The organism is Sphingobacterium sp. UBA7253, assembly GCF_002472745.1.
Lineage (GTDB): Bacteria > Bacteroidota > Bacteroidia > Sphingobacteriales > Sphingobacteriaceae > Sphingobacterium > Sphingobacterium siyangense.
The window spans coordinates 88,491-111,245 of sequence record NZ_DKSP01000180.1 but is presented as its reverse complement, the minus strand read 5'-3'; the positions used below and the strand labels follow the sequence as shown (position 1 = coordinate 111,245).

20 protein-coding genes are annotated in these 22,755 nt (G+C 39.8%); 3 read left to right on the top strand and 17 right to left on the bottom strand.

Annotated elements, in window-relative coordinates; genetic code table 11:
* Window positions 1–57 precede the first annotated feature (57 nt).
* Window positions 58–1,047, top strand: coding sequence for an energy transducer TonB (locus tag B2X72_RS18500; RefSeq protein ID WP_286850996.1), 990 nt, complete (start codon window positions 58–60; stop codon window positions 1,045–1,047).
* Between the two features lie 16 nt (window positions 1,048–1,063).
* Window positions 1,064–1,954 carry a hypothetical protein gene (locus tag B2X72_RS18495; RefSeq protein WP_088160303.1) on the top strand — a complete coding sequence of 297 codons (891 nt, stop codon included), beginning with the start codon at window positions 1,064–1,066 and terminating at the stop codon, window positions 1,952–1,954.
* A gap of 22 nt (window positions 1,955–1,976) precedes the next feature.
* On the opposite strand, the gene B2X72_RS18490 is transcribed toward B2X72_RS18495, so the two are convergent.
* The 12 genes from B2X72_RS18490 to B2X72_RS18435 form a co-directional block, all read right to left on the bottom strand.
* The gene (locus tag B2X72_RS18490) at window positions 1,977–2,267 is read right to left on the bottom strand and encodes a chaperone modulator CbpM (protein WP_088160304.1); all 291 of its coding nucleotides are present in this window, start codon (window positions 2,265–2,267) and stop codon (window positions 1,977–1,979) included.
* Window positions 2,268–2,271: 4 nt separating this feature from the next.
* Window positions 2,272–3,204: a DnaJ C-terminal domain-containing protein gene (locus B2X72_RS18485; RefSeq protein WP_145327813.1), complete on the bottom strand. Its 933-nt coding sequence runs from the start codon at window positions 3,202–3,204 to the stop codon at window positions 2,272–2,274.
* Between the two features lie 155 nt (window positions 3,205–3,359).
* Window positions 3,360–4,934, bottom strand: a complete 1,575-nt coding sequence (locus B2X72_RS18480) for a M28 family peptidase (protein ID WP_286850993.1) — start codon at window positions 4,932–4,934, stop codon at window positions 3,360–3,362.
* A 178-nt stretch (window positions 4,935–5,112) separates the two neighbouring features.
* The gene (rpiB, locus tag B2X72_RS18475) at window positions 5,113–5,559 is read right to left on the bottom strand and encodes a ribose 5-phosphate isomerase B (protein ID WP_088160307.1); all 447 of its coding nucleotides are present in this window, start codon (window positions 5,557–5,559) and stop codon (window positions 5,113–5,115) included.
* 13 nt (window positions 5,560–5,572) lie between these two features.
* Window positions 5,573–6,433, bottom strand: a complete 861-nt coding sequence (tatC, locus tag B2X72_RS18470) for a twin-arginine translocase subunit TatC (RefSeq protein WP_088160308.1) — start codon at window positions 6,431–6,433, stop codon at window positions 5,573–5,575.
* Between the two features lie 76 nt (window positions 6,434–6,509).
* On the bottom strand, window positions 6,510–7,865 hold the full coding sequence (gene accC, locus B2X72_RS18465) for an acetyl-CoA carboxylase biotin carboxylase subunit (protein ID WP_075991144.1): 1,356 nt from the start codon (window positions 7,863–7,865) through the stop codon (window positions 6,510–6,512).
* Window positions 7,866–7,938: 73 nt separating this feature from the next.
* Window positions 7,939–8,418: an acetyl-CoA carboxylase biotin carboxyl carrier protein gene (gene accB, locus B2X72_RS18460; RefSeq protein WP_075991145.1), complete on the bottom strand. Its 480-nt coding sequence runs from the start codon at window positions 8,416–8,418 to the stop codon at window positions 7,939–7,941.
* Between the two features lie 74 nt (window positions 8,419–8,492).
* Window positions 8,493–9,482: a beta-ketoacyl-ACP synthase III gene (locus B2X72_RS18455; RefSeq protein WP_046672271.1), complete on the bottom strand. Its 990-nt coding sequence runs from the start codon at window positions 9,480–9,482 to the stop codon at window positions 8,493–8,495.
* Window positions 9,483–9,489: 7 nt separating this feature from the next.
* The gene (gene plsX, locus B2X72_RS18450) at window positions 9,490–10,428 is read right to left on the bottom strand and encodes a phosphate acyltransferase PlsX (protein WP_075991146.1); all 939 of its coding nucleotides are present in this window, start codon (window positions 10,426–10,428) and stop codon (window positions 9,490–9,492) included.
* A 106-nt stretch (window positions 10,429–10,534) separates the two neighbouring features.
* A complete protein-coding gene (gene rpmF / locus B2X72_RS18445; protein WP_046672269.1) occupies window positions 10,535–10,726 on the bottom strand; it encodes a 50S ribosomal protein L32 in 192 nt (63 codons plus the stop codon).
* Window positions 10,727–10,740: 14 nt separating this feature from the next.
* Window positions 10,741–11,277, bottom strand: coding sequence for a YceD family protein (locus tag B2X72_RS18440; RefSeq protein ID WP_088160310.1), 537 nt, complete (start codon window positions 11,275–11,277; stop codon window positions 10,741–10,743).
* 102 nt (window positions 11,278–11,379) lie between these two features.
* A complete protein-coding gene (locus B2X72_RS18435) occupies window positions 11,380–12,030 on the bottom strand; it encodes an epoxyqueuosine reductase QueH (RefSeq protein WP_088160311.1) in 651 nt (216 codons plus the stop codon).
* Window positions 12,031–12,209: 179 nt separating this feature from the next.
* On the opposite strand from B2X72_RS18435, the gene B2X72_RS18430 reads away from it, so the two are divergent.
* Window positions 12,210–13,379 (top strand): hypothetical protein, encoded by a 1,170-nt coding sequence (locus tag B2X72_RS18430; protein WP_075991148.1) that lies wholly within the window; start codon window positions 12,210–12,212, stop codon window positions 13,377–13,379.
* 8 nt (window positions 13,380–13,387) lie between these two features.
* Here B2X72_RS18430 and B2X72_RS18425 read toward each other — a convergent pair whose 3' ends face one another.
* From B2X72_RS18425 to B2X72_RS18405, 5 genes are all read right to left on the bottom strand, one after another.
* A complete protein-coding gene (locus tag B2X72_RS18425) occupies window positions 13,388–14,239 on the bottom strand; it encodes a transglutaminase-like domain-containing protein (RefSeq protein ID WP_312352434.1) in 852 nt (283 codons plus the stop codon).
* 97 nt (window positions 14,240–14,336) lie between these two features.
* Entirely contained in the window at window positions 14,337–14,996 is a 660-nt protein-coding gene (locus tag B2X72_RS18420) for an ABC transporter ATP-binding protein (RefSeq protein ID WP_046672265.1), read from the bottom strand.
* 101 nt (window positions 14,997–15,097) lie between these two features.
* Window positions 15,098–17,491, bottom strand: coding sequence for an ABC transporter permease (locus B2X72_RS18415; protein WP_075991149.1), 2,394 nt, complete (start codon window positions 17,489–17,491; stop codon window positions 15,098–15,100).
* 256 nt (window positions 17,492–17,747) lie between these two features.
* On the bottom strand, window positions 17,748–20,195 hold the full coding sequence (locus B2X72_RS18410; protein WP_145327812.1) for an ABC transporter permease: 2,448 nt from the start codon (window positions 20,193–20,195) through the stop codon (window positions 17,748–17,750).
* Between the two features lie 26 nt (window positions 20,196–20,221).
* Window positions 20,222–22,663 (bottom strand): ABC transporter permease, encoded by a 2,442-nt coding sequence (locus B2X72_RS18405; RefSeq protein ID WP_286850990.1) that lies wholly within the window; start codon window positions 22,661–22,663, stop codon window positions 20,222–20,224.
* Window positions 22,664–22,755 lie beyond the last annotated feature (92 nt).

Genomic DNA, 22,755 nt, shown 5'->3' with positions numbered 1-22,755 from the left:
TGCTTAAAGGAATAGGTCAATAAAGTTAAATCTGTACAAAGACAACGCTTGTTATATGTGATTGTGTTGCCCATGCTATTGGTGGTAGCGGGGTCTACGTTGGTCTTTAATACGAGTAGGGCCAAGGATATGGTAGCGGATGTTGAAGAAAGCGTCAATAGGTTAACTGTGATTGATGACCAGGCATTATCGAACCAACCTGAGGAGTTAAAAAACGAACAGGTAAATGAAGACAGGAAGATATACAAAGACCCGGAGGTATTGGCTATTCCAGTTGGAGGAATGAAAAAGTATGTCGTGGGATTGGCCAGTAGAATCCATGTGAGTGATGAAGCAATCAAGAATAATGTGATCGGGGTAATTGTCATCACAGCCATCGTGGAGAAAAACGGTGAGTTGAGCCATATAAAGGCTAAGAATGATTTGGGCTATGGCCTGGCATCAGCTGTGGAAAATGCTGTAAAAGCAAGTGGGAAATGGAAACCTGCAATCGTCAATGGGAAAGTCGTTCGATCGCTGCTTTCCTTGCCCGTTACCGTTGGCGGAAAAACAACTTATTATTGGGAGGAAACCGACACATTGGGCAGAAAGGTCCGGATGTCATCTCATTCATTCCCGGGCGCTGAATCTGGTGAAGAGACGGAAAAACAACTCAAGGAAGTAAAATCGATAAGGACGGAAAATGAGAGCGACCGCTGGAATCTTTCATTGGATTTTCAGTCCGACTTAGTAACTTTTGATAAAGTTGAGGTGCAACCAACACCTGTTGGGGGAATGCGATCTTTTATGATCTGGGTAGGCGATAATTTTGTTTTTCCTGAAGCAGCAATTAAACGGGAGGTTAATGGCATTGTTGAAGTGGTTTTTATTGTCGAAAAGGATGGTAGTTTATCCCATGTTGATGTAAAAAAAGATCTTGGTTATGGAACCAAAGAGGCGGCATTGGAGCTCCTAAAAGGTGCGAAAAAATGGAAACCGGGATTAGTCAACGGTAGACCGGTACGCGTGGCTTACACATTGCCGATTCGTTTAAATTTAAAGAAGTAAAGATTAGATCATAAATATGCAGAGCAGATTCATTCAAATTTTCTATTTTATTGTGGTTTTGGCCATGCTTTCTTCCTGTAAGTCCTATAAAGTGGTTCCCAACGGTTTTGCTGTACAAGGAGATGAGTATTTTGTTAATATTAACAAAGAGCTCACCGTATTCCTCGGAGATGATATTATGGAGGATAAAAATTGGCAAGGTAAGACTAATCCAATTAATGCAAAGCAGGTTGACAATCGATTTCGTCGTGTATTGCGCCATTTACGCTATTCAGATACCGCGTATCAGGTTTTGTTTTCTGGACATCTGGAAGGAAAATATCAGTATGACATGCTTGCTGTAGTCAACAACTCGCCAAATGTAAAAGGGAAAAAAAATCACCTACTTGATTTAAGTTCTTTTCAACGGGAGCAAAATAAGGAGGGGCGATATTTTTATACGACTACAACTTTTAAAGGGCAAAAACTGCTTCATTTTGTAATACCTTTTAATGGGCGCCTTTGGCAAGAGAAAATGGTGTCGCTGATCTTTCTCTTCCCTGAGGATTTTACCGATATCGCGTGGGCGAAGGATGTGGTCATGTCTAATGTTGCTATGTATCGCGATCGTTATAAATTTACCCCGAGCCGCACAGAGATTTTATGCCCCGATGATGGTAGTAGCCGTTCGCATTTGGATTATAAAATCCCTGAAGAAAAGGTGAATAAAACAGGCTATATGTTAATGAAAGCTTATGGCGAAGTTGACGGAGAACGAAAGCTGGTTGTTTACCGCGTGATGAAGCCCGGAGATTTTTATGGGTCCTTTGTGACCTGTAAAGGGGATTATGAAATTCTGTATACCACATTGCAAGACAAAATTGTTTGGCAGACTAAGGTGAATACAGAGCGGGATGTCGAATTCTAAAGAATAAATTGAAAGCCTTGGATCAATAATCCAGGGCTTTCAATTTATTCTTTAAATGCAAAATTTCATTTTGGAGCTGCTCAACTTTTTCCAATAGATGGCTAGCAACCTGAATTCCTGCAGGATTTACTTCAAGGTCATAATAGAGATTTGAAAAACGCTCCAATTTTTGGAGCTCCTCTTCATCGATATATTGTTCTTCTTGTTGAATGACAATATGTATGAGTCCGTATTCCTCCATGCTTTGCAGAAAGGTTGTTTCAACCTTTCTGGACTGGCAGAAGTCGATGACTTTAATGAGTGTCGTTTCCATAAGATTATTGTTTTAAATCCTTCAACTGTTGGAACAATGCCTTTTCTTCGGCAGACAGATTATTGGGCATTTGGATATTCAATGTGACATAAAGGTCGCCAAATTCACCTTCTTTGCGGTATAAGGGGAATCCTTTTCCTTTAAGTCGCATTTTTGCGCCATTTTGACTTTCGGCTTTAATCTTCAGTTTAACCTTTCCGCCGAACGTATCTAAGGTCACTTCGCCGCCTAGAATAGCTGTATAAAGGTCTACATCAAGTGTAGTGTATAAGTCATTCCCCTGACGTTTAAAACGGGCATCTGGTGTGATGTTAATTGTGATATAGAGATCTCCCTTCGGCCCCCCGTTGATGCCCTCACTGCCATATCCTTTCAGTTTGATTTTTTGACCATCCTCCACTCCAGCATGAATCGTGATGCGGATACTTTTTCCATTGATATTGAAGGTCTGTTGATGTGTCGTGTAAGCTTCTTGTAAGGTTAAGCTGAGTTCGGCATTAAAGTCCTGTCCACGAAATGTACTTTGGCGGCCTCCCCCGCGTCTGCTGCCAAACATCTGTTCGAAGAAATCCGAGAATTGCCCATCATCAAAGTTTCCGGTGTACTCGTGGGAGCCGCCGCTACCAAATGGATTTCCCCCAGCTCCGAATGGATTTCCTCCGGCGGATTGGGACTGACGGTATTGTTGCTGCGCTTTTTCATACTCCTCTCCATGTTGCCAGTGTTCACCGTATTGGTCATATTTTTTGCGCTTTTCGGGATCGGATAATACTTCATTTGCCTCATTAATCTCCTGAAATCGTTGTTTTGCCTCATTGTCATTGGGGTTGACATCAGGATGGTATTTACGGGCTAGTTTTCGATATGCTTTTTTGATCTCATCAGCTGAAGCTGTTTTATCAATGCTAAGCACTTTATAGTAATCTACAAAAGCCATAAATTATACTTGTTTTGTATTAAAGGTAACAAAAATTGTGGATAAAAGGTTTATGCTAAAGGTCATTTTAATACATAAAAAAAGCAAGTAAATGATTGTTTACTTGCTTTTTTATACAGTATAAAGTAATCCTTTTTACAGGCGATAATTTGACCCTACTCTTTATTATTGTCAACCACCAGGCGATTTTCCCGATTGGCTATTTGCCATGCGGTGTAAAATGCGAGCTTTTCACGTTTAACCATCAATGGAAAGTCGATCTTTTCATAGGTATCTGCAGGTGTGTGGTAGTCCGGATGCAAGCCCGAAAAGTAAAATACAGATGGGATACCTTTCTTGGCAAAGTTATAATGATCGGAGCGATAGTAGAGGCGCATAGGATCCTTTGGATCGTCATACATATAGTCAATCTCCAGTTTCGTATGTTTTTCATTCTCATTTTTATTGATCTGATATAACTCCGAGCTCAATTTATCTGAACCGATCGCATGGATATAATCGTGATTACCTTTGAGATGTTTGTCGTCAACACGGCCGATCATATCAATATTAATGCAGGCAACGGTGTTTTTCAATGGAAATATGGGATTTTCTGTATAGAATTTGGAACCCAGTAAACCTTTTTCTTCTGCCGCATAGGTGATGAACAAAATACTGCGCCGTGGGCCATTTCCGGTTGATTTAGCTTTAGAAAAAGCACGTGCCAACTCAAGGACAGCTGTTGTGCCCGAGGCATTGTCATCGGCCCCAAAGAAGATATTTCCTTTGGAATCCATTCCATCGTGGTCATAGTGGCCCCCGATCACAACGATTTCGTCTTTTTTATCTGTTCCTTCCAGGTAGCCAAGAATATTAGGATCGGCTAAAGTTGCCGCATTGGTGCCAAACTCAGCTTTAAAATTTGTTGAAATAGCAAAGGAATTCGGTTGTCCCGTACGATTAATTTTTGCAACCACAGTAGCAAGATTGGTTCTTGCTAGGTTTAGAATATAATTTGCTGCATGGTCTGTAATATTGACCACGGGGATCATGGGCGACTTTTCAGGCGCAGGTTGATCCACCGCTAAATTATAACGGCCCTCAATAGCACGGTCTCCTGCATCCTCCAAAAGTTGAGACAGCTGACTATTGATGGCTAGTACCATTTTGGGACTGTGTTTAAGGATCTCCTTGACTTTTTTATTTCGGGTTGTTGCCCAGTCCGAAGCAGCCTTTTTGCTGGTAATCCATGAATTCCCTTTCTCATCTGTTGGCTCATTCTCATTGATCAACATAACGATCTTATTGTGGAGATCCATGCCTGAGATATCCGAATACTTGGGATCATCTATGCCATAGCCAATAAACACAATTTCATTGCTTTCGAAGAACTTGTTCTCATTGTTGCCAATGACAAAAATGTCCTTACCATGTTGGAAGGGTCTATCGTTAATACTAAATTGCTTTACCTTAAAGCTGTTGCGAATTAGCTGCAGGGGTTGGAAATAGGATCCATTGACAGGCGCACTAAGTCCATATTTTTTAAATTCATTGGCAATATATTCTGCTGCCAGGCGCCCACCTTTTTGGCCGGTCCCTCGGCCTTCAAAATCGACAGAAGCTAAAGTGCGCAGATGCTTCTGCGTCGACTCTACTGTGATTTCATCTGCATATTTACTGTTTACGTCCTGTGCTTTTGCACAGCTCATTAGGGAGCATGCGATCCAAAGCAGGTTGTATATTTTTTTCATTGTTTATTTTTTACTAGTGCGACTTTCAACGCTTTATTTTGTAATGCTAATTAACCGGATTAAGCGAGCATCATCTGCTTAATCTTATAACAGGTGTCAGTATCTGCACAATATATAAAAAAAAGCGGATGAAAAGTGTAGTTTACCTTTCATCCGCTTCTTAAAAAATGTTAATTTATTAACAGCTACAAGCTATTTTGTTTACACGGTTAGCGTGACGTCCACCCTCGAATTCCGTGTTCATAAATGTGTTGACGATCTTTTTAGCAAGGTCAAGGTCGATAAAACGTGCTGGGATACATACCACGTTCGCATCATTATGCTGACGGGCTAAAGCCGAAATTTCCTCCAACCAACAGATAGCAGCACGAATATTTTGGTGTTTATTAGCTGTGATAGCAACACCATTTGCACTTCCACAAATCAAGACTCCGGCATCAGCTTCTTTATTTTCTACTGCTGATGCAACTGGGTGTGCGAAATCTGGATAATCAACTGAATCTGGAGAGTTTGTTCCAAAGTCTGTTACTTCATAACCCAGTTCATTCAAAAAGCTTACCAAAGCTGTTTTGTATTCAAAACCAGCATGGTCACTTCCAATCGCAATTTTCTTTACGCTGCTCATTTTTATTGTTATTTTATTTTTCTTGTGCTAATTTTTTTCTTTTGACATCCGCAGAAACCATAATACTGATCTCATATAATAAGAACATTGGTGCTGCAACGGTCAACATGGTGATCACATCTGCAGAAGGTGTAATGATAGCGGCTATCACTAAAATAATTACAGTTGCATAACGACGGCTGGCCCGCATAAATTCAGGGGTCATAATGCCTATTTTCGAGAGAATAAATACCAGTATCGGCAGTAGGAAAACAATTCCACAGCCCAATGTTAATGTTGCTATCGTGGAAAGGTAATTATCAATGGTAATCTGGTTCACGATTTCATCACTTAGGGATACATTTGCCAGAAAGTTTATGGATAATGGCACAACGATATAGTATCCGAAGAGCGCTCCTAAAATAAACAATAAAGAGGAGTAAAAGACAAACCCTCGTGCAGAGCGTCTTTCCACATCGGTCAATGCTGGTTTTACAAATAACCAGATTTCAAAAAGAAGGTAAGGAAAGCCCATCATCAAAGCCATCAATAAACAGGAGTTTATCTGAAGCATAAATTGACCTGCTAGTTCGGTATTGATGATATTAAAAGGAATTTTCTTGACACAGAAGTCCGCTAAATTGAAAGCATCTGCAGCTTTACACATCATGCGATAGGTCCAAAAATTTAGATTCTTTGGCCCCATGATGATATCGTTGAATACGAAATCGTAGAATGTAAAGGCAATACCTGCAAAGATACAGATCGCAATTGCTGAACGGACCAAATGCCATCTCAAAACCTCAAGGTGGTCAAAAAAAGACATTTCTGCTTCTATATTCTTCCCTTTATCTTTAATAGCTTGTATTAGATCTTTCGAATTAGGTGTACTCATAAAAATTGTTTGGAAACAAAAATACCATTCTTATTGTAAAGAATGGTATTTTTTATGTATGTAAAGATAATTTTATTTAATCTTCTGCTGGATATTCCGTTAGGTCGAAAGTTTCCATAAACTTTGTCGTGAAATTGCCGGCTCTAAAGTTAGGGTCGCGCATCAATCTCAAATGTAAAGGAATGGTTGTTTTGATCCCTTCAATGACGAATTCGCTTAACGCACGTTCCATGGTACAAATTGCTTCCTCACGTGTTTGTGCAACAGTGATCAATTTAGCAATCATAGAATCATAGTTCGGCGGAATTGAATAACCAGAGTAAACGTGTGTATCTACACGTACACCATGTCCACCTGGTGAGTGGAAGTTGGTGATTTTACCTGGTGAAGGGCGGAAATTGTTAAAAGGGTCCTCAGCATTGATACGACATTCAATTGCATGCATTCCTGGTTCATAGTTTTTACCAGAGATCGGAATTCCTGCGGCCACTTTTATCTGTTCTTTGATCAAGTCAAAGTTGATTACCTCTTCCGTTACAGGGTGTTCTACTTGGATACGAGTGTTCATTTCCATAAAGTAGAAGTTGCGGTGTTTGTCAACCAAGAATTCGATTGTACCAGCACCTTCATAGTTTACAGCTTTAGCACCTTTGACAGCAGCCTCTCCCATTTCAGCTCTCAATTCGGGAGTCATAAAAGGTGATGGAGATTCTTCGATCAATTTTTGGTGACGACGTTGTATCGAACAGTCACGTTCAGATAGGTGACATACTGTACCGAACTGATCGCCCACAATTTGGAATTCGATGTGACGCGGTTCTTCTACATATTTTTCAAGGTAGATGCCATCGTTACCGAAAGCCGCAGCAGATTCAACACGTGCAGAATCCCAAGCTGGTTCGAACTCTTCATCTTTCCAAATGATACGCATACCACGACCACCACCACCGGCAGTTGCTTTGATGATTACTGGGTAGCCGATTTCATTCGCTAATATAATACCTTCTTTTACGTTTGAGATCAAACCATCCGATCCTGGAACGGTTGGAACACCAGCTTTTTTCATGGTATCCTTAGCACGGGATTTATCACCCATTTTTTCGATCTGTTCTGCAGTAGCACCAATAAATTTGATGCCATATTCTGCACAGATTGCTGAAAAGCGTGCGTTTTCCGATAAGAAACCGTATCCTGGATGAATCGCATCTGCATTTGTCAATTCAGCTGCAGAAATAATATTTGGAATGTTTAAGTAAGAGTCTCTACTCGGTGGAGGACCAATACAAACTGCTTCATCCGCAAATCTTACGTGTAAGCTGTCTCTATCAGCAGTCGAATATACTGCAACACTTTTAATACCCATTTCACGACAGGTACGGATAATGCGCAGGGCAATCTCGCCTCTATTTGCAATTAATATTTTTTTGAACATTGTCTTGAATTATGAAGTTTGCAAAAAATGTAGCCCTTTGGAGGCTACATGTATTCATTTACGTAATTGTAAATTACTTAGGCTCAACTAAGAATAATGGTTGGTCGAACTCAACAGGTTGAGCGTCTTCTACCAAAATCTTAACGATTTTACCTGAAACTTCAGATTCAATTTCGTTGAATAATTTCATAGCTTCAACGATACATAATACAGAACCGGTATTGATATCATCACCGATATTAACGAAAGATGGTTTACCTGGTCCAGCCGAACGGTAGAATGTACCGATCATTGGTGATTTGATTGTTATCAAGTTTGCGTCAGCGTTTACCGCTGGTGCTGCAGGGCTAGCCACAGGAGCTGGCGCCGCTGCTTGTGCAACTTGAGGAGCAGCAATTGGAGCAACAGCAGGAACAGTAGCTGTCACGTACGTAGGCTCTTGATTTGTCTTTATTGTAATTTTAAAATCTTGCTCTTCAATTGAGACTTCATTCACACCTGATTTTGAAACGAATTTAATCAAGTCCTGAATTTGTTTGATATCCATACCCATAGTATTCTAGGTTTTGTTTGTTTCTAAAAAATTCTAACTGTCAAAAGTAATAAATTATACCATAAAATGGACAATTAATACGCCCATTTTAAATAGATGGATCCCCAAGTGAAACCACCGCCGAAAGCTGCAAGGATAAGATTATCTCCTTTTTTCAATTGAGATTCCCATTCCCATAGGCATAAAGGAATAGTACCACTGGTGGTATTTCCATATTTTTGAATGTTCACCATCACTTTTTCTTCCGGAAGACCCACACGTTCTGCAGTTGCATCAATAATACGTTTGTTGGCCTGATGAGGTACCAACCAAGCAATATCTTCTGACTTTAAGTTATTTTTGACCATAACTTCATGTGCTACATCAGCCATATTGGTTACTGCAAATTTAAACACCGTACGACCTTCTTGGTAAGCATAATGTAATCCTGCATCTACAGTTGCATGCGACGCCGGATTCAGTGAACCTCCACCTTTGATATTCAAAAACTGTCCTCCAGAACCATCGGTTTTTAAAATAGCATCCTGTATACCCATTCCTTCTTCATTTGGCTCCAACAATACACAACCACAGCCATCACCAAATAGGATACAGGTATTACGGTCTTGATAATTTATTACTGAAGACATTTTATCTGCACCGATAACTAGGACTTTTTTATGTGTACCAGCAGTGATAAATTGTGTTCCTGTATTCAGACCGAACAAGAAACCTGAACAAGCAGCCTGAAGATCAAATCCCCATGCATTTGTAGCTCCGATTTTATCGGCCAGAATATTTGCAGTCGCAGGGAACAGCATATCTGGTGTGCTTGTGCAAAAGATAATAAGGTCAATATCTGTAGCAGCTATACCTCTTTTTTTCAATAAACCTTGAACTGCAGGTACAGCAAGATCTGAAGTAGCAAGCCCTTCACCTTTTAAGATGCGACGCTCTTTGATTCCCGTTCTGGAAACAATCCATTCGTCGTTGGTGTCGACCATTGTTTCCAATTCTTTGTTAGTAAGGATATAATCCGGAACGTAACCATTTACAGCCGTGATTGCGGCGTGAATCTTTGACATAAATATTCTAATTGAAAATAGATCTGATGCTGTCAATGAACTTAGACTCGATCATATCTCTTGAAAATAAAACCATATTTTTAATGGCCTCAGGTGTCGAAATACCATGGCCAATAATGACAGGAGCATTAACTCCCAAGATGGGGCTTCCGCCGTACTGCTCGTAGTTGAATCGGTCGAAGAAATCATCTTTAAAACCTTTTTTCAACGTCACTACATAAAATGATTCTGCGAGTTTCAAGACGACGTTGCCTGTAAATCCATCACAGACGTAAACGTCGGCATGGTCACTGAACAGGTCACGGCCTTCTGCATTTCCGATAAAGTTAATCTTGTCGTTGGCTTTAAGTAGGGGGTAGGTAGAGGTTGTTAGGATGTTTCCTTTTTCTTCTTCTTCTCCGATATTCAATAATCCAACTTTAGGATTGGATACATTAAACACATGTTCGGCAAAGACACTTCCCAAGATTGCAAATTGGTTCAACATCTCTGGTTTACAGTCCGCATTAGCGCCGACGTCCAATAAGATTCCGAAGCCTGATTTTAATTTGGGAACAATGGATGCTATTGCAGGACGTAATACGCCTGGGATAGCTTTAACGCTGAACATTGAGCCCACAAGCATGGCGCCGGTATTACCAGCAGAAGCGAATGAGTCAATTTCTTTGTTTTTTAAATATTCAAATCCCTTCGCAATACTTGAGTTGGGTTTTTGAGTTATTGCTTTGGTAGGATGTTCACCCATTGCAATGACTTCTGGAGCCTCTACATATTCAAAGTCAGATGAATTTCCTCCGGCTTGATTGATTAATTGTTTAGTCTCTTCAGTGTTACCAAAAAGGACTATTTTTTGGTCTCCAGTAAGCTGTTTTTGTGCTTCAATAGCACCTGTTATCGTTGCTTTAGGAGCATAATCTCCTCCTAAAATATCTAAACCAATCTTCATCCGTTATTATTTAGTAAATCAATAATACGCAAAAAACATCCCAAAGTAAAGCAAATTTCTAAAATAGTGCTTGTCTGGGATGTTTTGGTGTTATGAAAGGTTTACCTTAGACAACAGCTGTATTTTCAATGATCAATTTACCGTTGTAGTACAAGTTTCCGTCTACAGTATACGCACGGTGAGGTAAATGAACTGCGCCAGTTTCTTTACATACTGTCAAGCTTGGAGCTTCAGCTTTATAATGTGTTCTTCTTTTGTCTCTTCTTGATTTAGAAGTTTTACGTTTTGGATGTGCCATCTCGTATTTTTGTTTTAGTTATTTTTAATATTTCTCAATGCTTCCCAACGTGGGTCGATAATTTCTTCTTCTTTTTGTTCTTCTGAATCAGGCTCGCTTGTAAATAACGCGAGCATGTCAGGATCACATTGTATACCTTGTCCCTGCTCTTCACATTTTACGATATAGGGAACAGCTAAATTAATGTATTCGTATAATAACTCAGCTATATCCAACTCATGGTCGCTTTTGGATAAGATCAACACCTCTTCGGTATTATCTGTCCAATCTTCATCCGTGAATTTGACTAATATTCGTTCTTGAATTGAAATCGGTGACATAAACTCTTTTAAGCAGGTATCACAAGTCAATTGAATTTCGCCTTGGATATCAAAATGCAAAATCAATAGATTTTCTTGTTTTTGCAATTCAACTTCTGCTTTCAGATTGCCATCTTTTACAATCGAATGTTCGTAGCAGTCAAAGAACTTTTTATTAATGTCAAACTCAAAATTGTGCTTTCCAGCGTTGAGCCCCGAAAAGGGAATTCTGTATTGTTTTAGATGTTTCACAATCTTGCATTTGAGCCTGCAAAGGTATGTATAAAATCATTAGGATAGAAATATTTTTTTAAATATTCCGAAGCAAAGCTTTATATACACCAGTAACAGGGCTTATTCATAATAATTTTTGCCTAACTCTATCTTTTCGCGCCCATTTGCCATACGCCATTTGTTGGTGTCACGTAGCGAATAAGCACAGCCGCAATATTCCTGCATATAGAACTTCTCCTTTTTGGAGACTTCAAGCATACGGGCAGAACCACCTTTCTTGCGCCAGTTAAATGTCCAATACTCCATCCCTTCATGGCGGGAGGCCGCACGTAAACCACAGTCATTGATTTGCTCCATGTTTTTCCAACGGGAAATACCCAGCGAACTTGAAATCACATCAAAGCCATTCGCAGCCGCATACTCAGCCGTTTTTTCAAAACGCATATCAAAACACATGGTGCAGCGAATGCCTCTTTCAGGCTCTTGCTCCATCCCTTTGGCCAAATCGAACCAATGATCAACATCGTAATCCGCATCAAAAAAAGGGATATTATGTTTTTCCGCAAATCGGATGTTCTCGTCTTTGCGTAAATCATATTCTTTGCGGGGATGAATATTGGGATTGTAAAAATAGATTGTAAAATCGATATCCGAAGCAATGAGTGCTTCCATCACTTCTCCAGAACAAGGAGCACAGCAGGAGTGTAAAAGTAATTTTTTGCCCTCTCCCGGTAATGCCAACCTCTCCCTTACAAATTCTTTATTTTCCATAATCGTATGTGCTAACAAAAAACAAGGACAATTTTAATCAAAAAGTAGCGAATTGACAAATATTTCCGTTTTACTTATACGAGTTTGCCCTTAAAAGAATCATATAAATTCGTTTATATGCTGCATATATTAGTAGATTTGTATGTTTAACGCAATACACTATTTTTAATAAAAAATATATGAAATTTTCGTTTCGATCCTGTATTATCCTATTCTTTGTTAGTGTAATAGGTTTTACATCATGCAAGAAACTGGATGATGAACCTGTAAGAACGGGTGCTACTTTGATCTCCAGATTGTATGTTTCTTTCTCGGATTACGACCAGAACAATTCCGCGCTTAAAAACATGATGATTATCGATCCGGCTGATACAACCAACTTGGATAATATCTATCAATATCTTTCTCCGGCAAAAGGTGGTGGCCCAATTCTTTTTGATGCAGCAGCCCGGGCTATCTTTCAGGCAAGTGTTACAGCACAAGATACTTTTCTTCAAGTGATTCCATTTGCCAATGAGATCTATGGAATTCCTGGTAATGCAGGTGCTATTGGATATACTGGTTTTACAAATGTAAGGGGTTTGGCTTATTATACTTATGCCCAACAAAATGGTACTTCTGGATCTGTTACAACACCATTTCTTTTGGCTGTTACAAATCGCGGAGCAGGTAACTCCATGTTATATGCTATAAGTACACCAAGTGGAAAAGTAGGATCAAAAGGCGGAGCACCGATCATTGACAAACAGATTAACCTGGGGACCATTGTTCCGAGTTCACTGACCTTATTGAACAGCATCACGAGTGATAGTAATGAGAAATTGGTGCTGGTTGGTTTTAATAATGAAGGAACAGAAAATAAAAGTGGTTTTGCGGTATATTCACAACTCAAACAAGAACTCATCGACCGTGCTCGCGATACCATTGTAGCTTCCACTAGATTTACGCCAATGATGAAAGTATATATCAATGGTAAAACGGGATTAGGCTCGGTATCCTACGCTCCCAAAAAGAACTTGTTGGCGGTAACTTCCGGTAGTGAAGTACTATTTTTCAAAGATCCAAATACCTTATTTAGCGGCACCACGGATAAAATGAACGTGGAACCGGATTATGTTGTCGGTGGGGCTAATACAGGCTTAGTAAAACCTTGGGGTGTAGCGATTGATGACCGTACGGACCAAGGAAAATTCTTTTATGTTTCTGATCTAACGAATCGTACAATTTCGCGTTTTCCATTGGTTGGCTTAAGTGAAGGCAATGTAAAACCCGATATTGCGGCGAAAACCTATGGCTCCATGACGCCTAATTATATCTTTTTAGATGCTCGTGAAGCTAATGTTTTCTAACATGCAGTTTAAGCAAGCAACTGGAAAAGCTCTTTGATTTCCTGTTGCTTGTTTGAACTTTCATGTTCCTCGTAGGCAGACATTAGGTTTCGCAAAGCTCGTTTAATGATAGTCACATTGTCGCAAGGATAGGTAAATTCTCTATCTGGATTGAGGTTCAGTTGCTTCAAAAATGAATTTACATCGCTTTTTTGCATAACCTGACCACGATTAAAGGCATTGATGTAAAACAGCACATTTTCATTCCCTTCTTCATCCGAATCCATATACGCCAATACAAAATGCTTTGGTAAATTGATACCGTAGATTGGAATGTCCAATTTTTGTGCAATGATACTATAAATGCAGGATAGGGTTAAGGGATTCCCCTGTTTGGTATCGAGTACTTGACCAATATAGGAATTCTGTGGGTGATGATAGTCCTTTGTATTTCCTGTTAGGCCGAAAGAGCCAAAAAGAACATGATTCATTAGGTTCACTTTTTCCAGTGGGCTCATGTCGTAATGCAAACCGCGCCATACCTCAGTTTTGAGATCTTCTATCGCCAAAATAATCTTGTGGTCTTCATAAGAAGGATATTGATAATTATTGAGGATAATTAATCCTTCCAGTAGATTGAATGAGTTACTCAGGTTCCAGATCTGTAACTCGTTTTTGGTCTGATCAAATTGAATTTCATGAATGATATTCTCTAAACGTCCCTGTATTCTGGGATCGAAGCTTGATTCCCAAAATTTTTCCAAATAGGGTACAATCTCAGGACCTTGGCTTTTTAACTGGTGTTCCACTTCCTGAATAATCTGTTGGTCGGTGTCGTCCAACAGGGATATTAGCGATTTCAACTCTCTCTCATTCATCATAACGAAGTTAAAGAATTGATTCGAAATATGAGCTAAAAAAATCCCTACCGTAATTGATGTACTGCGTAGGGATTATCCAGGTTAAATTGGCATACAATTATTTGAGCTGACCATCCAGCATATTGACAACTCTTTTACCGTATTCGGCATTCTTTTCAGAATGGGTTACTTGTATGATCGTAACACCATCATCGTTGAGCTGTTTGAATAGATCCATGATTTCTTCGCCTTGTTTGGAATTTAAATTACCCGTAGGCTCATCGGCTAACAATAACTTGGGCGATCCCGCTAATGCACGCGCTATACCTACAATCTGTTGTTGGCCACCGGATAGTTGGGCTGGGAAGAGATCCTTCTTACCAACAATACCAAAGCGATCGAGCATATCGGCAACAATAGCTTTTCTTTCTTTGCTCGAAATGTCCTTATAGATCAAAGGTGTTTCAATATTTTCATATACAGTCAATTCATCCAGGAGATGGTAAGCTTGAAATACATAGCCGATGTGGGATTGGTATAGTTGCGTTCTTTTTTTCGCTTTCATTTCCAACACATTCTCGCCCATAAAGATATATTCACCTTCATCAGGCTCGTCGAGCATACCGATAATATTTAATAAAGTCGATTTTCCGGACCCTGAAGGTCCCATGATGGAGATAAAATCACCTTCAGCGATATCGAGACTTACATCTTTAAGGACGAATGAGCGTGTACCACCTACATTATACCACTTGAATAAATTTTTTAATTGTATCATTTTTTAGTATTGAGATCTTAGATATTCGTATTTATATTTTTACCGGTAACCATAATTATTGTTCGACTCTGGGTTAAGGCCATCACTGCTCATATTATCTTTTATTCATCGCGCAGACTATCTATTGGATTGGTTTTTGCGACTTTGAGAGATTGGAAACTGATGGAAACCAATATGAGGATAAATATGCAAAATATTGGAATCAAAAACGACCACCAGGAAAGCTGAATGTGATAGGCGAAATTAGAAAGCCATTTATTCATGAGCATATAGGCTAGTGGAAGGGCTATGCCAATACCGATCAAAAAGAGTTTGAAAAATGGTTTGTTCAATTGAACAAAGAGCAATTGTACCGATGCTCCCAGTACTTTTCTGATGCTCATTTCCTTTTTTCGTAATGCCGCCTGATATGCCGCCATACTGAACAGCCCTAAGGCCGCGATGATCACGGAGAGGCTAGTGAAACTATTAAAAGCCGTCTGCAATTCTTGCTGTTTTTTGTGCTGTAAAGCATATTGCTCATCCATAAAGGAATAATCAAGGGGGAGGTCTTTTGCGGTTGGGTTTTTCGCCCACTCTGCTTTGACTGTTTGAATTGCCTGATCGACCATGCCTTGTTTTGTTTTGACCATAAGTGTCGTCTGAAAACGCATAGTGCCACATTCATTTTTAAATGAATAGATGGTCGGTTGAACTACATTCTCAAAGCCATAAGCTTTACTGTCTTTGACTAAACCGACAATTTCAAAGTCTACATCACAGCCCTTAATTTTTGCACCCATAGGGTTTGAAAGTCCTAAATTTTTGGCTGCAGATTCGTTTATAATAGCATAATGGGCTAAGGAATCGCGAAGCAATTGGTCCAATGAAATATTGGTATTCCCCTGTGTACTGGAGATGTTTAACGTCTTGAAGTATCCAGGATCAATGCCGACATGTGCAAATGAAATGTTTTTTTGGGCATAGGAAAAATCCATTTTGGGAGGCTGCTCACCTTCTCCCGGAATATTGGTCGCCGATGCGGTAGATGCAATACTCGGATCATTTTCTAATCGCCTCTTTAATTGTTCGTAGTTGTTTTTATTGTAATACATACCTACTCCCTTGAAATTGATAACCTGCGCTGGCTCAAACCCTTTATCTGCCTGCTGCATGTACTGAAGTTGGCCCCGGATGATTAACATACCCGAGATAAACAAAATCGCCATGCTGATTTGAAAGGTTAATAAGGCATTGCGGAAAGTTCCTTTTTTGAGTACTGATGTTAGTCCGCCTTTAAGGAGATTAACGGATTTGAAGCCAGAGAGTACGATAGCTGGGTATATTGCCGATAGAATTGTTGTCAATAGTACGGCAATAGCAAGTTGGGCGATTGTCTCCGAGCTCAAAATATACCCCTTAAGATCATCGTTGAACCATTTTTGTAGAATATTTCCTGTGAGAGCCAAAGTGACGAAACTTAAGATTGCAGCACTGAAAGTCAGGATAAATACTTCCAGTACCAATTGTCTGACGATAGCCCAGCGTGAGCTGCCTAATATTTTTTTAAGCGCGAGTTCCTTAATGCGTTGATCCGCCTGTGCCATAATCAAATTGGCAAAATTGGCAGCGGCAAGTAAGAGGATCAAAACGGAGAGAATACCAATAATCCACGTAATGATATAAGCTGTGTCAGTACCTGTTTTTGGCCTTAGATGAAGATTGGCTAATGGATCCAAATAGATTTTTCCCTTGGCATAACTAGAAGAACGTATTTTATCTTTTGGTGCAATTTCTTTCTGGTAAAGCGCATTGATGCGATTAGTCAACTTTGGGATATCCGTACCGGGACGAACCTGAATATAAGTTTGATACAAAAAAGGATTATTATCGGCGAAGAGATCCTGCGGTTCGCGGATAAAAAGGAGATCGTAATCAATGATGGACAGACTCTGTTTTTTGATCGTACCATAAATCGTCTCCTGCATACCTAGAGCAAGGCTTTGAGTTGGAACCGAATGGGGACTGTCAAAATTTAGATCTTCTTTTTTAAACAGTTGTTCGGCAATAGGACTTTTGACCAAGGTCGCTTCCTTTTGGTCTTTGTTTTTATAGAGCGGTCCAGTCGCATTTTTTACCTGAAAAATTTGCGCAGCAGAAGAATCAATTAATGCCGCGTTTTTGATAAGGACTGTTTTTTCACCAAAAAGGGGGTAACTACCGTAGTTATAGACTATTTTTCTTCCTGCATATACAATATCAGGTAAACTCTGTTTTAGCAATGGAGCCAGTGAAGGTGAAGTTTCGTCCGTAAATGCACCTTCCGATTCAAGGCCAATTTGGTAGATATCCTTAAAATGTGGGTTCCATTTATCGTAACTCGTTTCGCGATTAATATATTGATAGGAAAGGATAAAACCCGTAAAACCCAGGGTCAGACCAACAATATTTAAGAAAGTAAAACCTTTATTTTTTAAAAGTTTGCGCCAAGCTAGTTTGAAATCATTTTTTGCCATTTTTTGGAGGATATTATGTTTAAACTAATGCGAACCAATTCACTCAATTAAAATTACAATCCCCTTGCCAGTGTCGTAATAGTTTTATTATAAATCACTTATCGTGTTTTTGTCTTGTTTTTGGATGTTCGATTTCGAACAGTTTACGTCCAGAATCGAACATCCATGCCCCCTGAGCCATTGGTTCATTGCCCACCAAGCAACAGGCAAGGCAATTACCAAGGCAACGAACACCAATTTTTAAGATCTTCTGACTTTATTCATCCCTTAAACTATCGACTGGATTGGCACGGACGACTTTCCATGTTTGATAAGTAATGGTTCCGAAAGCAACCAGGATTGCACTGAGACCCGCTAGAATAAAGTAGAACCAATTGATTTCTACTCGATAGTTGAAATCTCTCAACCATTGATTCATTGCCCACCACGCTACAGGTGTAGCAATGATCAAAGCTACAAACACCAATTTTATAAAATCTCCGGAGAGTAATTTGAGTAATCGGATGGAACTTGCACCGAGAACCTTGCGGACACCGATTTCCTTGGTTCGTTGCTGGGTCACATAAGTTGCCAGTCCGAAAAGTCCCAGAGCTGCAACAAAAATGGCTACAAAAGCAAAGCAACTGAAGATATTTTTGGTCCGTTGGACATCTTGATATAGATCTGCGAAGCCGGCATCGAGGAAATTGTAATCGATTTTTTGATTTGGTGAAAACTTGTTCCAGGCGGTATTAATGTCGGCCAATGTTTTGGACATCTCTGTAGATTTAGTCTTGATGGAAAGCATGGAGGGGCTGTTGGCGAGGGTCATACAAACGGGATAGTAGCCCTCATCTTTCATCGATTCAAAGATAAAATCGTCGACGACACCAATAATGGTCCACGTCATGCCATTGGTAATTTGTGCACCAATCGGATTTCCCTTGATGCCTAGATCTGCAAGCATTCTTTTGTTAACAATAGCACCAGAACTATCCGATGCGATATGTGGATCGAAGTTTCGGCCGGCTATAAGTTTTAGTCCAAATGTAGTGAGGTAGCTTTCGTCGATATTCCAGAATTGCCCGCCTTCTCCCAATTCAAGATCTTCTTTTCCTTTGGACCAAAAAAGATTCCCATTTCTTTTTGCGCCATCCAATTGAACCGGTAAGTAGTCGCCGATGGAGACATCACGAACTGTTGGAATGGCTTTCAATTCATTTTTTAATTCTTTTGCCTGAGAGGCAATACCCGTTACACCACGAAGTACAATGACCTGATCTTTATCAAAGCCAATGTCTTTATTGAGCATAAAACTGATTTGTTGATTTGCAATGAGTGCACTGATGATCAATATAATAGATGTTGCAAACTGGAAAATAACCAGTCCATTACGTAGCAACGAAGATTTAGGGTTAGCAACCGATTTACTTTTTAATGCGTTGATAGGTTGAAATCCTGATAAATAGAACGCTGGGTATAAGCCAGCAAGGATACCGATGAACAACATGCTCAAAATCAGCGAAGGAACAAAGTACCACACTGTCCACGGTATAAACAGCGCTTTGTTGGCTAGATTGTTAAATAGCGGTAATAACAGGAAGGCTAATAATAACCCTATAAGGAGTGAAATAAGACTGTAACATATCGCTTCGGTCATAAATTGGATAATCAGTGTCCGTCGATTTGATCCAATGGTTTTTCGAATCCCGATTTCTTTGGCTCGTGTTGCTGCATTCGCCGTTGATAAGTTGATGAAGTTTATACAGGCAATCAATAATATAAAAAATGCAATGCCCGTAAATATCCAGACCATCTTAATGTCGCTTTGATATTGTGTCGCCATTCCATATTCCGAAATATTCTTCGAGTGCAGGTGCATATCAAGGGCGTTTTGAAGCAATACGGTTGATTGCATCATTTCTGGCGATATTTTCATTCCATTTTTTTTGTTGAGCAAAATATAATGGTCCTGAATATAGTTTTTTGAAATGCTACGCTGTGCGTTGGCAATATCTGTATTCTCCTTCAGTTTTACATAGGTAATGTAATTTGTCGCGCCCCAATTGTTTTGCTCACCCGGATAAAATGGTTCCCCCGCTAGGGATATAAAATAATCATAACCATAGAGACTGGAATTGTTTGGAACATCATCGATCACAGCCGTTATGTTGTATAAAACATTTTTATTATTGTTCAAATAGATGGTTTGTCCTACGGCATTTCCTTTGAAATATTTCTGAGCCCTACTTTTGGTAATGACTATCGCATTGGGTTTGTCCAGCGCATGTGATAACTGTCCTTGTACGACCGGAAGCGGAAATATTTCCAAAATGGACTGATCAACATATACAAAACCTTTATCAAGGTAGTTCTCCGCGCGGCCATTTACAGTAAACAGATTGCTTCCGGCACCAAATAAGGTATTGGGTAAAATGCGACCGGCTAATTCAACACTTGGGATTTCCTCTTGCAAGGTTTTAGCTGCTGGGGCAGGAAAGGCAAAGGTTTGCCTCACTTTATCACCATCGGGTGCTGAAACGATAAGACGGAAAACACGGTTCATGTTGGGATACATTTTATCATAACTGGTTTCATGTCGGATGTACAGCATAATAAGAATGCAAATCGCAATGCTAAAAGCGAATCCGCCGATCTTGATGATCGAGTACAGTTTGTTGTTGACCATATTTCGCCAAGCGATCTTTAAATTATTTCCTATCATAATAAAAGTCTTTTACGGTTTTGTATTTATTCATCACGCAGGCTATCCACAGGATTGGCGCGAATGGCTTTCCAAGTCTGATAGCTGATTGTGCCTAAAGCAATTAAAATGGCACTCATTCCTGCAAGAATGAAGTAGAGCCAATTTATTTCGATCCGATAGTTAAAATCTGTAAGCCATTGGTTCATCGCCCACCACGCAACTGGTGTAGCAATGACCAAGGCTACAAACACCAATTTTATAAAATCTCCAGACAATAATCGGAGTAATCTAATCGCATTGGCTCCAAGGACCTTACGTACGCCAATTTCTTTGGTCCGTTGCTGTGTCACATAAGTTGCGAGACCGAAAAGCCCGAGCGCAGCAACAAAAATGGCAACAAGAGCGAAACAAGTGAATATATTCTTGGTCCGTTCCACGTCTTGATAAAGAGCCTCAAAACCTTCGTCCAAGAAGCTGTAGTTAATTTGTTGATTTGGGGCAAATTTGTCCCATACTCCTGTGATATCAGCGAGCGTCTCTTTGAGATGTTGCGGTTTTACCTTAATAGAGAGGAGGGAAGGATTGCCTTGTAATGTCATACAAAGTCCTGCATACCCCTTATCCTTTAGCGACTCAAAAATAAAATCATCTACTACGCCAATGACGGTCCATGTATTGCCATTGGTGATTTTTGCATCAATGGGATTCTTTAAATGAAGTTCGTCGGCCAATTTCTGATTGATAATAGCCGAACTGCTATCGGTGGCTCTGGTGGGATCAAAATTTCGTCCTTTATTTAAATGAAGACCGAATGTGCTCAGGTAATCCTGATCGATTTCCCAAAATTGGCCCTGTGTAGCCATATCAAGATCTTTTCTGCCATCGACCCAGAACGGATTACCATTTCGTTTGGCTCCATCGATGGGTACTGGAAGAAAATCACCCATGGAAACTGAGGCAACATTGGGGAGGCTCTTTAGTTCATTTTTTAAACTTGGAAGCTGTTTCGATAATGTTCCAATACCGCGAAGCACAACGACTTGTTCCTTGTCAAATCCCAGATCTTTGTCCAATATGTAGTTTATCTGTTTATTGGTTACCAATGCTCCAACGATAAGGATAATTGAGGTCGCGAATTGAAAGACAACCAAACTATTCCTAAACAGCGAAGATTTAGCGCCAATGACATTGTTTTTCAGTGCGGTAATTGGTTTAAATTTGGATAGGTACAATGCTGGGTAGATTCCGGCAAGACCACCGATCACCAATATGGCCACCAAAAGAGAAGGAAAGAAGTACGCTGCTATCCAAGGAATGGTCAAGGATTTGTTGGCTAGCTGGTTGAATACGGGTAGTAGTAGCCAGCTTAGAAAGAGCCCAATAATCAGTGACAATACACTATAACAAATTGCTTCAACAAGGAATTGTCCAACAAGCAGCTTCCTGGAGGAGCCAATAGTCTTACGGATACCAATTTCTTTTGCTCTCGTTGCTGCATTTGCTGTCGATAAGTTGATGAAGTTAATACAGGCAATGAACAAAATAAATAAAGCTATTGTTGCGAAGGTCCAAACCATGCGAATATCGCCTCTGTTCAATGTACTAACTTTATCGTCGCTTATATCCGCAGATTTTAAATGCATGTCGAGTGCATTCTGTAAAGTTATTTTTGCCTGTTTGAAAAGCGGATTAAGTTTCCGTCCTGATTTTAGATATTCAGGGAGATAATGTATCTCTAAGTAATTCTTTGAAATTTCTTTTTCTGCCAGTGCAACATTTACGTTGGGTTTTAATTTGACATAAACAGTATAATTGTTATTGAGCCAAGCAGTCTGTTCGCCTTGATAAAAAGGTTCTCCAGCGAGCGACATAAAAAAACTATAACCGGCAAGGGTCGAATTGTTGGGCACATCTTCAATGACCCCAGTGATGGTATAGGCCTTCGATTTATTGTTGTTGAGATAAATCGTTTGTCCAATTGGATCATTTTTAAAGTATTTTTCGGCCTTGCTTCTGGTAATAACCAATGTGTTGGGCTTATCGAGTGCATGGGACAGCTGGCCCGAAACCATTGGCATAGGAAACATGTCGAGAATGGACTGGTCGACATAGACAAATCCGTCATCGTAATGGCTATCTGGGCTGTTATTTAATGACAATTGGTTGCTGCCCGCACCGAATAACGGATTAGGTAGGATGCGCCCCGTTTGCTCAATGGAGGGTATTTCTGCTTTTAGGGTTGGCGCTACCGGTGCAGAAAGTGAAACCCAGCGCTCGGTTTTATTCTCTATGGGTAACTGAACAACCAAGCGGTAAATTCTATCCATAGCCGGATAAAACTTATTATAGCTCGTCTCATGTTTTAGATATAAAACAATAAGAATACAGATCGCAATACTAAAGGCAAAGCCACCAATCTTGATGAATGAATATAGCTTGTTTTTCGCCATATTCCGCCAAGCTATTTTGAGATTATTTCCTATCATAGCAGAAATTTTTAAGGTCTGAATGACTGGTAGTTATAATCAAAACAGACGTTTAAGCTGAAATCAATTGCATTGCCATTTTGTTAATGTAT